The following is a 13,997-nucleotide window of genomic DNA, read 5'->3' on the forward strand; positions in this document are numbered from 1 at the left end:
ATGCGTGACCCCCGGACCGTCCCACGTCGCCCCCGGCGACCTGCAGAGCGCCCTGTGGCGGCTGCTCGACGCCAGCGACCGTGAGGACCACGCCCCCTTCCTGGCCCTCGTCGACCAGGCGGCCGACACCTTCCCCGACGCCTGCCCGCCGTCCTGGCAGGCCTGGCGGCACGCGTTCGGCGCCCGGCGCGCCCTGGTCGACGGCGACGTCGCCGCCGCGGCGGCCGCGATCGCGGCGGCCCGCGAGCAGCTCGGCGCCTGCCCGGCGTCGGCCGGGACGGCGCTGCTCCTGGCCTACCTGGCGCACGTCGAGACGACCGCCGACCACCTCGACTCGGCGATGCTGCTCGCCGTCGACGCCAGCCTGCTCACCGACGGGCCGTCGGTGCCGCCCTCGCGCGCGCTGCTGCAGGCGCACCGCTGGCTGTCGATGACGCTCTCGGGCCTGGACCTGGAGGAGCTCGCCGTCCACCACGCGGTCCGCGGGCACCAGGTGGCCGCCGCGCTGCCCGACGTCGGTGACCGCGGGTCGCTGCTGCTCCTGGCCGCCCGCCAGCACGTCGAGCTCGCCCAGACGATGCGCCGCCGCGGGGAGGCCGAGCGCGCCGCCGAGCTGGCCGGCGAGGCGATCGCCTGCGCCATCGCGGCGCGCGCGCTGGACTGGTCGCCCGAGCAGGCCGACGCCGACCTGCTCGACGTCGTGCAGGCCTGGGCGCTCATGTGCAGCGGCGACCCGGACGCCGCCGTGGGCCCGCTGCGGCGGGTGCGGCGGGCGCTGCAGCGGGACGGCGGGCTCTGGCTGCGCGGGTACACCGACCTCGCGCTCGCCCGGGTGCTGTCGGCGCTGTCCGCCCGCGACGGCCGCGCCGCCACCGGCGAGGAGGCCATCGACCTGCTGGTCGACGCGTCGGGGGCGTTCGCCGCCGCCGGTGACCGCCGCCGCTACCGGCAGAGCCTCCTGGAGCTGGGGCAGGGCAACGCCGACCTGGGCCGGCCCGCCGAGGCCCTGCACTGGCTGGAGGCCTACCGCGCCGACACCGGCCGGGCGCACGCCCGCAGCCGTGAGCTGTGGGCGGAGATGTTCGTCCGCCGCAGCCGGCTGCGCGAGGCCGAGCGGCAGGAGGCGGTGCTGCGCCGGCACGCGCTGGAGGACCCGCTGACCGGGCTGGGCAACCGGCGCAGCGCCGAGCGCCGGCTGGGTGCGATCCGGCTGGGCGAGGAGCCGCTGTCGCTGGCCGTCGTCGACGTCGACCGGTTCAAGGAGGTCAACGACGACACCTCGCACACCCACGGCGACGCCGTGCTGCGCCGGGTCGCCGACCTGCTGCGCGAGCACAGCCGCACCGGCGACGAGGTCTACCGCTGGGCCGGTGACGAGTTCCTCGTGGTGCTGCCCACGGCCACCGAGGGGCAGGCGGTGGTGGTCATGGAGCGGCTGCGGTCGGCCGTCGCCGAGGCCGACTGGGGGGACCTGCAGCTCTCGACGCCGGTGACGGTCAGCATCGGCGTGGCGACGGCGCCGGCGGCGACCGCGGGCCAGCCGAGCCCGGTCGCCGGCTGGCGTTCGCTGTTCGACACCGCCGACCTGCACCTCTTCTCCGCCAAGCGCCTGGGCCGCAACCGGGTGCGCGCGCACGGGCCCACCGAGGCGCCGGCCGACCGCGGGACGAGCGCGTGACCACCCTGCACGCGTGGGGCGGGAGGGACGCGGCGGACGGCGGACGGCGCGTTTCCCGTGACGTCCTCGACACTGTCGGTGACGACATGCACAGTGCGCTCGTGCCACCGGGAGCCCTGCACCACCGGGTGACCGCCGCCCTCAGCAACTGGCAGCTCGACGACGCCGAGCAGCTGCTCGCCGGGGTCGAGCGGGACCCGTCGCCCTACGTCGCCGCCACCCCGGCCGCCGACGCGCCCGAGGGCACCCCCGTGTCGCTGGGCCGCGCCTGGGCCGACACCCTGCGCGCCGAGCTGCTGGTGCGCCGGCTGCGCGTCGCCGGGTTCACGCTCGTCGGCGACCCCGTCTCCCCCGCCGAGCCGGCCCTCGACCTGCACGCCGGTGTCGCCGGGCTGATCGACGGCGCCACCGAGGGCTCCCCCGACGGCCCGGACGCCGACCCGCGCTCGGAGCAGGCCTCCCGCGCGGCGCTGGCCATCGCGCTGGTGCGCTCGGCGAAGGCCGCGTTCGACGCCTCCGACGACGCCCTGCAGCGGGCCGCCGGCCTGGCCCGGCACGCCCGCATCGAGCTGCTCTCGCGGCGCATCGACGCCGCGATGGACGAGGCCGTGGAGGCCGCGAGCCTGCTCGACCCGGGGCTGACCCCGAGCCCGCTGCTGGTCGACACCCTCGGCACGCTGGCCGGGGTGCTCGCCGACCTCGAGCTGATGCCGCTGGCGCTGGACTACCAGCGGCGCGCGCTGGAGGCCGCTCAGGCCGTCGCCGCCGACCCTGCCGTGGCGGATCCCGACCCGGACGTGCTCGTCGCCGTCGCCGCCACCCGGCTCGGCGAGCTGTGCGCCGAGCTCGGCGAGGGCCTCCTCGACGACGGCGCCCCCGAGTCCGCCGCGCCCTACTTCGCCGAGGCCCGCGCGCTGGCCGAGCAGGCGCTCGTGCAGCTGCCGCCGGAGTCGTCCGGCGTCGTGCCGGCGCAGATCGTGCACGGGTGGGCCCTGGTCGGCATGGGCGAGCAGGCGGCGGCGGCCGGGCCGCTGCGCGCCGCCGTGCGGCTGTCCACCGCCACCGCCGACCGCGATCGCATGGCCTCGGCCGAGCTGGCCCTGGGCCGCGCGCTGCGCCGCCAGGGCGAGGGGCGCGCGGCCGACGAGCACCTGGTCGCCGCGCTCACGCTGGCCACCGAGCACGGCCTGCCCCGGGTGCGCCGCGCCGCGCTGCGCGAGCTCTGCACCCTGCACGCCGACCTCGACGACGCGGGCCGCGCGCTCCCCTACCTGCAGGCCTACCTCGCCGACGAGCTGGACCGCGTCGACGAGCGGCGCACCCGCTGGGTGGAGCTCTTCGGCCGGCGCAAGAGCCTGCTGGAGACCGAGCGCGCCGCCGGGCAGCTGCGCCGGCAGGCCTACGAGGACCCGCTCACCCACCTGCCCAACCGGCGCTACGCCGAGGCTCGCCTCGACGGGCTGCTGGCCGCCGGCGACGTGCCGGCGCTGGCCGTGGTCGACGTCGACAACTTCAAGACGATCAACGACACCGCCGGGCACCCGGCCGGGGACGCCGTGCTGCGCACCATCGGCGAACTGCTGGTCGCCGGCGTGCGCGACACCGACGAGGTGTGCCGCTGGGCCGGCGACGAGTTCGTCATCCTGCTGCCCGAGACCACCGCGGAGCAGGCCGAGCGGGCGCTGGAGCGCATCCGTGCCTCGGTCGCCCGCTACCCGTGGGTGGACCTCGGCCTCGACGTCCCGGTGACCATCAGCGCCGGCATCGCCTCGGCCACCCGGGGCGACGACCGGAAGACCCTGTTCGCCGCGGCCGACGGGGTGCTCTACGACGCCAAGCGCAGCGGCCGCGACCGCGTGGTGCGGCTCTCCGCGCTCACCCAGACCCGGGCCGCCGACGGCGCCGCCCCGGCACCCGCCCCCGAGACCCCCGCCCCCGAGACCCCTGCACCGGAGGCCCCGGCCGACGACGCCGCCCGCGCCGCCGCCGCCGTCCGCGAGGAGGCCGCCGGCTTCGCCGCGCTGTTGGGCGACCCCCACCCCCCGCTGGGCCGCGCCCGCCCGGGCGAGCCGCTGCTCGTGCCGTCCGCGACGGTGCGCCGCCCCGCCGGGGAGGTCGGCCCGGCGGTGGTCCGGGCCGCGGGCCGCAGCACCGCGCAGGTGCTCGCCCTGGTGCGGGAGGCCCGCCGCGACACCCCCGACCGTGCGGTGCTCGTCGTCCGCGCGTCCCCCGAGACGCTGGTGGCGCTGGCCACCGAGCACGGCTCCGGCACCACGATGGACGGCGCCGCGCTGGCCGCCGCCGTCGGTCCGCTGCCCCGGCCGGCCGGCCGCACCACCGTGCTGCGCGCCGACGGTGCGGACGCCGTCGTCGCCGCCGAGGCCGCCTTCGTGGCGCGGGTCGCCGGCACGGAGGTCGTGCTGATCGACGACGGCCCGCTCCCGGAGGACACCGACTGCCTGGTGGTCGTCGCGGGCGCCGACGCCGCGCAGGTGCCCGGGATCGCCGCGCGCACCGACGTGCCGGTGGTCGCGGTGCCGACGTCGGCCGCGCACCCCGGCGGGCTGGGTGGCCTGGGGGCGCTGGTCTCGATGCTCCACCCGGCCGGCTCCGGCGTCGTCGTCACCGCGGTCGACGACGGCTGCTCCGCCGGCATCTTCGCCGCCCGCGTCGCCCGGAGGAGCGCACGGACGTCGCCATGACCACCGGGTGGCTGGACCTGGCGGCCGGGGCGTCGGGCGACATGCTGCTGGGCGCCCTGGTCGACGCCGGCGTCCCGCTCGACGTGCCGGCCGGGGCGGTGGCCGCGCTGCCGGTCGAGCCGGTGCGGCTGACCACCGAGCAGGTGACCCGCCACGGCCTCGGTGCCACCCGCGTGCACGTGCACGCCCCGCCGTCGGACGTCCTGCGCACCTGGGCCGACGTCCAGGCGCTGCTGCACTCCTCGGCGCTGCCGCCACGGGTGCGCGACGGCGCGCTCGCCGTGTTCGAGCGGCTGGCCGTCGCGGAGGGCCGGGTGCACCGCGTCGACCCGGCGCAGGTGCACTTCCACGAGGTCGGCGCGCTGGACGCCCTGGCCGACGTCGTCGGCGTGGTCGCCGCCCTGGAGCACCTGGCGCTGTCCCGGCTGACCGCCTCACCCGTCGCGCTGGGCAGCGGCTCGGCCCGCGGTGCGCACGGCGTCGTCCCGATCCCGGGCCCGGCGGTGCTGGAACTGCTGGCCGGGGTCCCGGTGCACGCGGGGGCGGTACCCGCGGAGATGTGCACGCCCACCGGCGCCGCCCTGCTCGCCGCCCGGGTGGACGAGTGGACGACGCTGCCCGCCCTCCGTGTCGTGCGGGTGGGCGTGGGCGCCGGCGGCCGTGACCCGGCGGAGCTGCCCAACGTCGTCCGGCTGGTGCTGGGCGAGGCCGCCGAGCCCGCGCCGGTCCGCCCGGTGGTGCTGGAGGCCAACGTCGACGACCTCGACCCGCGCCTGTGGCCGGGCGTCCTCGACGGCCTCCTCGCCGCGGGCGCGTCCGACGCCTGGCTCACCCCGATCCTGATGAAGAAGGGCCGCCCGGCGCACACCCTCTCGGTGCTCTGCCGGCCCGAGGTGGTGCCCGCCGTGCAGGTCGCCGTCTTCGCGACGACGTCGACCATCGGGCTGCGGGTGGTGGAGGTCGGGAAGGTCGCCCTCGAGCGGGTGCACGACACGGTGGAGGTGCTCGGCGCCCCGGTCGGCGTGAAGCTCGCCGTCTCCGGCGGGCGGGTGGTGAACGTGAGCGTCGAGTACGAGGACGTCGCCGCCCTGGCCGGCACCCGCGACCTGCCGGTCAAGGAGGTGCTGCGGGCCGCCACGTCCGCCGCGGAGGCGGCCCACCCGGTAGGGCCGCGGGCCGAGGTCCCACCGCTCTGGGGCTGACCCCCTCGACAGGGTCGTCCACGGCACCAGGCCACCTGCGCGATTGGCCTGCAGACGGCCGGCCGTGACCGGGTGAGGATCACCCGGTGATCGACCGCTTCCTGCTCGCCGGCGCGCCCGCCACCGTCGGCGGCACGCCCAGGCGGCTGCTGCAGCTCTACGCGGGGCTGGCCCTCTACGGCGCCTCGATGGCGCTGCTGGTCCGCTCGGCGCTGGGCGTGATGCCCTGGGACGTGCTGCACCAGGGGCTGGCGGGCCGGCTCGGGTGGTCGCTGGGCGCGGTCACCATCGCGGTGGGGGCGCTGGTGCTGCTGGCGTGGATCCCGCTGCGACAGCGCCCCGGGCTGGGCACGGTCAGCAACGTCCTCGTGATCGGTCTGGCCGTGGACGCCACGCTCGCCGTCCTGCCCGCACCGACGGCGCCGGCGGCACGGGCGGGGTTCCTGGTCGCCGGCGTCCTGCTCAACGCCGTCGCCACGGCCGCCTACATCGGCGTCCACCTCGGCCCCGGGCCCCGCGACGGCCTGATGACCGGCCTGGTGCTGCGCACCGGGCGGTCGGTGCGGCTGGTGCGGACCTCGGTGGAGATCGGCGTCGTCGCGACGGGATGGCTGCTCGGTGGCACCCTGGGCGTCGGCACCGTGGTCTACGCGCTGGCCATCGGCCCGCTGGTGCAGGTGCTGCTGCCGCGGCTGTCGCTGCCGCTGGCCGGATCAGTCCCGGCGACGCAGCCCGACGGCCACGGCGGGGGCGACGGCGAGCACGAGCAGCGCGACCGCCCCGCTGCCGCCGCCGGCCCATGCCGCGAAGACCAGCAGTGACGACAGCTCCACCCCGACCCCGGCCACCGAGGTGATCGTGGCGCGGTACGGGCCGCTGATCCGCCGCTGCAGCTCGGCCTCCGCGGCCACCAGCACCGCCAGGTACACGCCGTAGGCCACCCCGAGCGCGGCGACCACCAGCAGGCCGGCGGTCGCCGCGGCGAGCAGCAGCCCCGCGCCCGCGGCCACGAGCAGCGCACCCAGGAGCCGGCCCGGGGGCCGCACCAGCCGGCCGCCCAGCGCGGCGCCGGCGGCCCCGGCGAGCGAGACGACCAGCACCGCGGTGGGCACCGCGAGAGCGGGCACACCGCGCTCGGCCACCAGCACCGGGAAGTACTCCTCCATCCCGTCCAGCCCGCCGACCAGCGCGACGGCCACGACGGCGGCCAGCAGCGCGGGACGGCGCAGCGCGGCGCCCGGGCCCGGGGACGGTTCCTCGTCGTCCCCGCCGTCGACAGCCGCCTCGGGGAACCGCAGCGCCAGCCCGGCGGCGGCCAGGCAGAGGACGGCGCTGACCCACCCCACCAGCGGGAAGCCGCCGAGGGCGTGGAGCGCGGTCGCCGCGAGCGCCGTAGGCACCTGCACGAGCAGCTCGGCGACGGTCATGGCGGCGTTCACCCGGGCGAAGCACCCCGCCGCGCCCACCTCCGTCAGCCCGTCGTGCACGAGGGCCTCCGCGGTGCCCGACGTGCCGGCGCCGGCCAGGCCCCACAGCACGAAACCGGCCGCGAAGGCGCCGGTCGAGGGGGCCGCCGTCCACACGGCGAACGCTGCGGCCTGCAGCACCCCGGCGAGGACGAGCACCCCGCGGCGGGACCACCGGTCGGCGAGCAGCCCCGCCGGCACCTCGGCCAGCAGGCCGGTGACCGACCAGAAGCCGAACAGCAGCGACAGCTCGCCGGCGGACACCCCGGCGTCGAGGAACAGCAGGGCGTACAACGGGTACAGCGGCACCCATTCGGAGAGCGCGGCCCAGCCGATGGCCAGGCGGGCGAGCGGCCTGGCCGCCGGGGGCAGCGGGGGCGGTGCGGATCAATGTCGGCGCATGACCGGGACGGTAGACCGGACGCGGCGCCCGCGCACCGTGGTTCCACGGGAAACCAGCGGCCCGCGGGTGACCCGTGCGGGGGAAGTGACACGCCGGGGCTCAACCGCCGAACCTGGCGCGCCGTTGCGAAACTGGACGGGCCGGATGCGCCGGTTCCGCCCGCGGAGGGACACGAGATGACGAGCACGGCCGGGCACGCGCCGGTGCCCGGGCGTCCGGAGGCCCGCGAGGCGGAGCCCGGGCTGCCCGTCATGGACGCCGACCCCGCGCTCCAGGGCCTGGTCCGGGTGGCCGCCGCGGTCACCGGCATGCCCTGGGCCTCGGTGATCACCATGGACACCGCCGTCATGCACGTGCTGGCGGTGCACGGTTTCCGCGGCGCCGCCTGGCCGCGGGAAGGCTCCATCGTGGCGACGGTCCTCGAGCGGGGGCCGGGCGTGCAGACCTGCGACGACCTCTCCCGGGACCCGGGGTGGGCCCGCAGCCCGTGGGTCGACGGCCGCCGCGCGCGGATGCGGGCCTTCGGCGCGGTCCCGGTGGTCGTCGACGGCCGCACGGTGGCGGCGGTCTGCGTCTTCGACGTGGTGCCGCACACCTTCGCCGACGCCGAGCGCGAGCGGCTGGCCGACGTCGCCACCGCGGTGGCCTCGCTGGTCCGGGCCGGGCAGCAGGCCCGCCAGCTCGCCGATCTCGCCGCCGCGAGCCAGCTCGCCCGTGCCGAGACCGCGCGTGCGCACCAGGAGCTGGCCCGCTCCACCGCCTTCACCCGGGCGCTGCTCGAGGTGCTCCCCGTGGGCGTGGTGGCCGGGGACGCCGAGGGCCGCGTGGTGCTCTTCAACGCCGCCAGCCGCCGCTGGCACGGCGTCGACGCCGACCCCGCCGTGGACCCGGAGGACGTCCCGGGCACCTTCCGGCTCACCGACGTCGACGGGGTACCGCTGCCGGCCGAACACGTGCCGCTCCGGCGGGTCTACGCCGAGGGCCGGGTCGACGACGCCGAGCTGGGGATCGCGGTGCCCGGTGAGCCGCTGCGCCTCCTCTCCAGCTCGGGCGTGCAGGTGCACGGTGCCGACGGCAGCCTGCTCGGTGCGGTGGTCGCGCTGTCCGACGTCACCGAGCAGCGGGCTCTCGAGGCCGCGCTGCGGGACGCCGCGCTGCACGACCCCCTCACCGGCCTGCCCAACCGCAACCTCCTCCTCGACCGGCTCGACCAGACCCTCGCCGCCGCCGAGCGGGCCCGCCGGCCGATGGCGGTGCTCTACTGCGACCTCGACGGGTTCAAACCGGTCAACGACACCGCCGGGCACGCCGCCGGCGACGAGGTGCTCGTGGAGGCCGCCCGCCGGCTGGCCGCCGCGATCCGCCCCGGCGACACGGTCGCGCGGATCGGCGGCGACGAGTTCGTCGTCCTGTGCCCGGAGGCCGGCTCCGAGCGGGCCGCCCAGGTCATCGCCGACCGGATCACCGCCGCCTTCGACGCGCCGCTGCGCCGCGCCAACGGCGACGAGCACGCCGTCGGCATCAGCATCGGGGTGACGCTGTGCGGGCCCGGGGAGACGCCCGACTCCGCGCTGGCGGCTTCCGACGCCGCCATGTACCGGGTGAAGGCCGCCCGCCGGGGCGCCCGCGTCCCGGCGCCCCGGACCGTCGCCGACCCCGGCGTCCCCGCTCCCTGACCCGACCGCCCGACCGCCCGACCGGCGACCGGCGACCGCCCGACCTGCGACCGCTACCGTGGACCGCCGAGAAGGTCGCCTGCCCGAGCCCCGCCCGGCAGTGCCGTGCGAGGAGGGTTCCCCGTGGTCTGGTCGGTCGTGCTGGCCGCGTTCGTCCTGGTGCTGCCGGTGGAGCTGCCCGACAAGACGCTGTTCGCCAGCCTGGTGCTGGCGACCCGCTTCCCGCCGCTGCCGGTGTTCGTCGGCGTCGGCACCGCGTTCGGCCTGCAGGTGGCGATCGCCGTCACCGCGGGGTCGCTGCTCTCGCTGCTGCCCCAGGCGCTCGTCACCGGCGTCGTCGCGCTGCTGTTCCTGGTGGGCGCGGTGATCCTCTGGCGCAGCGCGACCGCGAGCGCCGAGGGCGCCGGCGAGGCCGCCGACTCCCGCGAGCAGACGTCGTTCCTGCGGGCGGCCGCGATCTCCTTCGGCGTGCTGTTCGCCGCCGAGTGGGGCGACCTCTCCCAGCTCGCCACCGCCGGCCTGGCCGCCCGCTACGACGCGCCGGTGTCGGTCTTCGTCGGCTCCTGGGCCGCCCTGCTCGTCGTCTCCGGCCTCGCGGTGTTCCTGGGCAAGAAGCTGGCCGACCGGCTGCCGATCGCGCTCATCCGCCGGGTCGCCGCCGGCCTGTTCCTCGTCTTCGCCGTCGTGGCGCTCGTGGAGACGGTCCGCGCCCTCACCTGAGCTGAGTGTTCAGTCCAGGCCCGAGATCCAGTCGGCCACCGCGCGGCCGATCTCGTGCGGTGAGTCCTCCGGGACGAAGTGGCTGCCGGCCACGGTGACCTCGGTGAGCGCCGGCCAGCTGCGCACGAGGTCCCGCTGCCGCCCGACCAGGATCGAGCCCGGGTCGGCGTCGATGAAGAGCTTGGGGACGTCGCTGCCGGCCAGCCACGCCCCGTAGCGCTCCACCACCTCGACGACCGCCGCGGGCTCGTCCTCGATCGGCAGCTGGCGGGGCCACTCGAGCGTCGGCCAGCGGTCCTCGCGCCGGGCGAACGGGGCGCGGTAGCGGTCGTGCGCCCCGGGGCTGAGCCCGCGGGCCACCGACGCCGGCAGGATCCGCTCGACGAAGACGTTCTTGTCCAGCACCGCCGCCTCCCCGTCCGAGCCGCGCATCAGCTGGAAGATGTTGCGGGCGTCGGCCGGCCAGTCGTCCCAGGTGACCGGCGCGACGATCGCCTCGGTGAAGGCGATGCCCCGGACCCGGTCCTGATGGCGTTCGGCCCAGTCGAAGCCCAGGCCCGAGCCCCAGTCGTGCAGGACCAGCGTGACGCGGTCGCCGACGAAGGTGCGGTCGAGGAACTCCTCCAGGTAGCCGGCGTGCGTGGCGAAGGAGTAGGTGCCGGGACCGGCGTCGGGCAGCTTGTCCGACTCGCCCATGCCGATGAGGTCGGGGGCGATGCAGCGGCCGAGGTGCTGCACGTGCGGGATCACGTTGCGCCAGAGGTAGGACGACGTCGGGTTGCCGTGCAGGAAGACGATCGACTCGCCCGTGCCGACGTCGACGTACGCCATCTCGGCGTCCTTGACGGTGATCCTCGTGCGGGGGAACGGGTCCTCGGGCGAGACGTCGTCGGCCATGTCCCGATCCTCACACCGCCCGGGGATTCCCGCCGGTCGCCGTCCTCAGGCCGGCCGCGCGACGAGCACCCGGAAGAGGTTGCGCAGCCGGTAGCCGCCGTCGGCCGTGCGGTAGGGCGCCAGGTGCTCGAGCACGGTGTCCCGCAGGGCCTCGGGCTCGGCCCGCCGCACCGCCGAGCGGGCGACCGGCGTGGCCATGAGCGGCCCGAGCAGCTCGTCGGCGTCGGCGTAGTCGAAGGGCACGACCACCTCGTCGAGCCGCTCGACCACCAGCCCCGCCCTCTCCGCCATCGCCCGCAGCCGGGCGGGCTCGCTGACCGCGGGCGCCCGGCCGGGCCGGCGCGGCGCCAGCGCCTCCTGCAGCACGCGCAGGTCGCACTCCCGGTCCCGGCCCCACACCGTCGCGGCGACGACCCCGCCGGCCCGACCGGCCCGGTGCAGCACCGCGACCGGGTCGGCGACGTGCATCAGCACCTGGGCGGCGGCGGCGACGTCGAACCGCCCGGGCGGCGGGTCCTGCGCGTGCCGCACGAGGAAGGTCCCGCCGGGCACGGCTGCGGCCGCCTGCGCGACGGCGTCCGGATCGGTGTCGACGCCGGTCACCCGGGCGCCCCGGTCGGCTGCACGCCGGGCGAGACCGCCCGCGCCGCAGCCCAGGTCGAGCAGGCGGGTGCCGGTGGTCACCGCGGTGGCGTCGAGCACGGCCTCGTGCAGCGTCGCGCCCCAGCCGTCCGCTCCCCCGCTCACCGGGTCGACCCTAGGCGGTGCCTCGATCCGGGAGGCCGGCGCCGGCCACGGGGACCTGAGGCTGCGCCGAGTGCGACGAACCCGTGGCCATCACGCGCCGATGACCACGAGTTCGTCGCACTCGACGGTCGTGGTCGCGACGGCGGAACGGGTAGAGCCTTGACCCTGACGCGACGTCAGGCTGTTGCCTGCTCCTCGTCAGACGAGGGAGGGACCCGATGAACGTGGGCGAGGTCGCCGCGATGGCCGGCGTCACGGTGCGCACGCTGCACCACTACGACCGGATCGGCCTGCTCTCGCCGTCCGGGCGGACGGCGGCCGGCTACCGGCAGTACGCGCCGGCCGACCTGGACCGGCTGCACCGGGTGCTGCTCTTCCGCGAGCTCGGGTTCCCCCTCGAGGAGGTCGCGACCCTGCTGGCCGGCCTGCCTGCAGGGGCCCGCGCCGAGCTTGCGAGGCGTGGGGGCAGGCGGGTCCTTCTACGGCTGGAGCGGACGCAGGCGATGGTCGCGGCCGTCGAGAAGGAGATGGAGGCGAGAGCCATGGGGATCGCGCTGACCCCGGAGGAGAGGTTCGAGGTGTTCGGCGAGCACGACCCGGAGCAGTACGAGGCCGAGGTCCAGGAGCGCTGGGGCGAGACGGACGCCTACGCGGAGTCGAAGCGGAGGGCCGCGGCGTACTCGAAGGAGGACTGGCTGCGGGTCAAGGCCGAGGGGGACGACGTCGAGCGCCGGTTCGCCGAGGCGCCGGCCGCCGGCGCCCCGGCCGACTCGGAGCGGGCGATGGACCTCGCGGAGGAGCACCGGCAGCAGATCAGCCGGAACTTCTACGACTGCCCACCCGAGATGCACGCCGGCCTGGGCGGGATGTACGTCGAGGACGAGCGGTTCACCGCCCATTACGAGCAGCGTGCGCCCGGCCTGGCGCGGTACGTGAGCGCCGCCGTCCAGGCCAACGCCGACCGCCAGGGGTGACCGTGTGCGCTCAGGCCTTCGCCGCGGCCACCAGCGGCGCCTGCCGCGGGTAGAGGTCCTGCTCCAGGCAGTCGACGAGGAACGCCGCCAGGTCGGCGCGGTCGATCCAGGTCGCCCGCGCCGACCGGTGGGCGTCGTGCTCCACCGCACCGGTGGGGGCACCCTCCTTCAGCCGCGGCGGCCGCACCAGGGTCCACTCCCGGTCGCTGGCCGCCCAGCACGCGTGCTCGGCCGGCTTGTCCTGGACGACCGCGCCGCCGAACTTCTGGATCAGCAGCGAGATCAGCCGCGCGACGGGGGACTTCCGGTCGCCCGGCACGTCGATCCCGGCGCCCGAGACCCCGATGAAGCGCGCCACCCCGGCGCGCTGCAACACCGGGACGAGCGCCGCGGCGGTGTCCTGGTGCAGGGTGTGGTCGCCGCCCACCGGGCCGAGGGCGGAAACTACCGCGTCCACGCCGGTGGCCAGGTCGGTCAGCGCGGCGGCGTCGCGGCTGCTGCCGGTGACGACGCGGACGCGCCCGGCCGTCTCCCCCAGCTTCGCCGGGTCGCGCACGAGGACTGCGACCTCGTGCCCCCGACGGAGCAGCTCCTCGACCAGCGGGCGGCCGGTGCGCCCGGTGGCTCCCAGCACGGCGACCTTCATGACGGCTCCTCCTCGGGGACCGGGTCCGCACGGCGCCAGGCCGCCGCCTCGCGCCGCACGGTCTCGAGCACCGGGCGCGGGTCGCGCCCGGTCACCTGCCGCACGTCACCCGTCAGGCCGGCTGCCAGCCCGAGCCGCGCGGTGGTGTAGATGCCGGCGGTCACGCACGCCATCCCGGTGCTCATCCCGAGCGCCGTCCGCGCGTGGCGCACGTACCGCAGCACCCCGGTCGGGCGGTAGGCGATGCGGCGGCCGAGGACCTCGGTGAGCGCACCCGCCACCTCGCCGTAGGTCAGCGCCTCCGGGCCGGTCACCGTCCACGCGCGCCCCCGGTGCGCCCGCGGCTCGGCGAGGACGGCGGCGGCGACGTCGGCCACGTCGAGGACGTCGACGAACGCCGTGCGCCCGCGCCCCGCCGGCAGGACGAGCTCGTCCCGGTCGCGGATGTCGGGGGCGTGGGTGGTCGCGAGGTTCTGCGTGAAGAACGACGGGCGCACGAAGGTCCACCCCAGGCCCGAGCCGCGCAGCCAGCGCTCGACGGTCGCGTGCGGGACGACGGGGATCCGCTCGGCGCCCTGCAGCGACAGGAAGACGACGTGGCCGACGCCGGCGTCCCGGGCCGCGGCCATCGCGGGCAGCAGGTCGTGCCGGACGTCCCCGAGTGCCGGCGGCCGGACCAGGAACACGGTGTCGACGCCGGCGAAGGCGGGCGCCCACGTGGCCGGGTCGGTGAAGTCGAACCGGACCTGCTCGACCCCGGGCCCGGCATGATCGGCGGGCGTGCGGTCCGCGCGGCGGACGGCGGCACCGCACGCCACCAGGCGGTCGACGACGGGCCGGCCGACGTTGCCCGAGGCTCCGGTCACCAGGACGGTCACGTATGTAC

The 13,997-nt window shown here is 77.1% G+C and carries 12 protein-coding genes; 7 read left to right on the forward strand and 5 right to left on the reverse strand.

Features of this window, described 5'->3' with window-relative positions:
- Nucleotides 1-4 precede the first annotated feature (4 nt).
- The 4 genes from BMW62_RS17235 (at nt 5) to BMW62_RS17250 (ending at nt 6,403) form a co-directional block, all read left to right on the forward strand.
- Entirely contained in the window at nt 5-1,678 is a 1,674-nt protein-coding gene (locus BMW62_RS17235) for a GGDEF domain-containing protein (RefSeq protein ID WP_091933408.1), read from the forward strand.
- Between the two features lie 101 nt (nt 1,679-1,779).
- Nucleotides 1,780-4,380: a diguanylate cyclase domain-containing protein gene (locus BMW62_RS17240; protein WP_244524114.1), complete on the forward strand. Its 2,601-nt coding sequence runs from the start codon at nt 1,780-1,782 to the stop codon at nt 4,378-4,380.
- Entirely contained in the window at nt 4,377-5,582 is a 1,206-nt protein-coding gene (gene larC / locus BMW62_RS17245; RefSeq protein ID WP_091933414.1) for a nickel pincer cofactor biosynthesis protein LarC, read from the forward strand. The genes BMW62_RS17240 and larC overlap by 4 nt, the downstream gene beginning before the upstream one ends.
- 86 nt (nt 5,583-5,668) lie before the next feature.
- A complete protein-coding gene (locus BMW62_RS17250) occupies nt 5,669-6,403 on the forward strand; it encodes a membrane protein YczE (protein ID WP_211435179.1) in 735 nt (244 codons plus the stop codon).
- On the opposite strand, the gene BMW62_RS17255 is transcribed toward BMW62_RS17250, so the two are convergent.
- Entirely contained in the window at nt 6,296-7,357 is a 1,062-nt protein-coding gene (locus BMW62_RS17255; RefSeq protein ID WP_244524115.1) for an MFS transporter, read from the reverse strand. The genes BMW62_RS17250 and BMW62_RS17255 overlap by 108 nt on opposite strands.
- 270 nt (nt 7,358-7,627) lie before the next feature.
- On the opposite strand from BMW62_RS17255, the gene BMW62_RS17260 reads away from it, so the two are divergent.
- Complete coding sequence (locus BMW62_RS17260) at nt 7,628-9,127, forward strand: diguanylate cyclase domain-containing protein (protein ID WP_170852444.1); 1,500 nt, start codon at nt 7,628-7,630, stop codon at nt 9,125-9,127.
- Between the two features lie 123 nt (nt 9,128-9,250).
- The gene (locus tag BMW62_RS17265) at nt 9,251-9,847 is read left to right on the forward strand and encodes a TMEM165/GDT1 family protein (protein ID WP_091933421.1); all 597 of its coding nucleotides are present in this window, start codon (nt 9,251-9,253) and stop codon (nt 9,845-9,847) included.
- A gap of 9 nt (nt 9,848-9,856) precedes the next feature.
- On the opposite strand, the gene BMW62_RS17270 is transcribed toward BMW62_RS17265, so the two are convergent.
- Both BMW62_RS17270 and BMW62_RS17275 read right to left on the reverse strand, forming a co-directional pair.
- The gene (locus tag BMW62_RS17270) at nt 9,857-10,744 is read right to left on the reverse strand and encodes a haloalkane dehalogenase (RefSeq protein WP_091933424.1); all 888 of its coding nucleotides are present in this window, start codon (nt 10,742-10,744) and stop codon (nt 9,857-9,859) included.
- A 45-nt stretch (nt 10,745-10,789) separates the two neighbouring features.
- On the reverse strand, nt 10,790-11,491 hold the full coding sequence (locus BMW62_RS17275; protein ID WP_170852445.1) for a class I SAM-dependent methyltransferase: 702 nt from the start codon (nt 11,489-11,491) through the stop codon (nt 10,790-10,792).
- Between the two features lie 218 nt (nt 11,492-11,709).
- Here BMW62_RS17275 and BMW62_RS17280 point away from each other — a divergent pair, with 218 nt between their 5' ends.
- Entirely contained in the window at nt 11,710-12,465 is a 756-nt protein-coding gene (locus BMW62_RS17280; RefSeq protein WP_091933429.1) for a MerR family transcriptional regulator, read from the forward strand.
- A gap of 10 nt (nt 12,466-12,475) precedes the next feature.
- Here the strand turns inward: BMW62_RS17280 and BMW62_RS17285 are convergent, their stop codons facing one another.
- Nucleotides 12,476-13,111, reverse strand: a complete 636-nt coding sequence (locus BMW62_RS17285) for an NAD(P)-dependent oxidoreductase (RefSeq protein ID WP_091933432.1) — start codon at nt 13,109-13,111, stop codon at nt 12,476-12,478.
- Nucleotides 13,108-13,989 (reverse strand): NAD(P)H-binding protein, encoded by an 882-nt coding sequence (locus tag BMW62_RS17290; RefSeq protein WP_170852446.1) that lies wholly within the window; start codon nt 13,987-13,989, stop codon nt 13,108-13,110. Before BMW62_RS17290 ends, BMW62_RS17285 begins: the two co-directional genes overlap by 4 nt.
- Between the last annotated feature and the right edge of the window lie 8 nt (nt 13,990-13,997).

This window comes from Blastococcus sp. DSM 46786 (genome assembly GCF_900109665.1).
In the GTDB taxonomy this organism is placed as follows: Bacteria; Actinomycetota; Actinomycetes; order Mycobacteriales; family Geodermatophilaceae; genus Blastococcus; species Blastococcus carthaginiensis.